Origin of the sequence: Thiospirillum jenense, from assembly GCF_014145225.1 — a bacterium.
GTDB classification, from domain to species: domain Bacteria; phylum Pseudomonadota; class Gammaproteobacteria; order Chromatiales; family Chromatiaceae; genus Thiospirillum; species Thiospirillum jenense.
The window spans coordinates 1-702 of the sequence record NZ_JABVCQ010000095.1; the positions used below are offsets into that span (position 1 = coordinate 1).

General features: G+C 43.0%; 2 protein-coding genes. Both read left to right on the forward strand.

Annotated features, from left to right (window positions below; genetic code table 11):
* Positions 1 to 143 precede the first annotated feature (143 nt).
* Complete coding sequence (locus HUK38_RS14655; protein WP_182585053.1) at positions 144 to 392, forward strand: type II toxin-antitoxin system Phd/YefM family antitoxin; 249 nt, start codon at positions 144 to 146, stop codon at positions 390 to 392.
* On the forward strand, positions 389 to 702 hold a 314-nt coding region (locus tag HUK38_RS14660), incomplete at its 3' end, for a type II toxin-antitoxin system VapC family toxin (RefSeq protein ID WP_182585054.1). The genes HUK38_RS14655 and HUK38_RS14660, both read left to right, overlap by 4 nt.

A 702-nucleotide genomic window follows, 5' to 3' on the forward strand; every position in this document is an offset into this window, starting at 1 on the left:
TATAAACAATACGACATTCTTCGAGTTCTTTATCGTTTAGGGTGTAATCAATCATTGCAAAATAATGCCATTCAATCGGTTCTTTGCCAATCTCTTTGATCCAAAATCCGAAAACCTGATTCAGGGGTGTATAGAGCAATACCATGCAAACGGTCAACATTCACGAAGCAAAAACCCATTTATCGCGTTTATTGGAAGCAGTTGAAAACGGCGAAGACATTATTATTGCCCGCGCTGGTCAACCGATTGCACTGCTGTCTGCTTACCAACCACCACGCAATAAAATTGCACCGCCGGGCAGTATGAAAGGTCAAGACTGGTGGATGGCGGATGATTTCGATAAGCCACTTGATGATTTATTTGATTGTCTGAAACCAGAGTGCGAAGAATGAAATTATTACTCGATACGCACTTGGCATTCTGGTGGCAAACAGGTGATCCACGCTTAACGCAAAACATTAGAGCGGTTATTGAAAACAGCATCCAACCGCCGTTTGTGAGTCGAGCGTCACTGTGGGAACTAACGATTAAAGCCGGTCTTGGCAAACTGCGGATTGATTTGCCGACCTTTATCGCGCAAGTTGATGCGATGGGGTTTGCTTGGCTGCCAATTGAAAATGCACATATCTTACAGATCAGTCAATTACCAATTTTTGCTGATCATAAAAACCCATTTGATCGTTTACTGGTGGCGCAATCTAT

Coding starts and splice junctions, on each gene's coding strand:
- HUK38_RS14655 (WP_182585053.1), top strand. CDS start 144: ATGCAAACGGTCAACATTCACGAAGCAAAAACCCATTTATCGCGTTTA.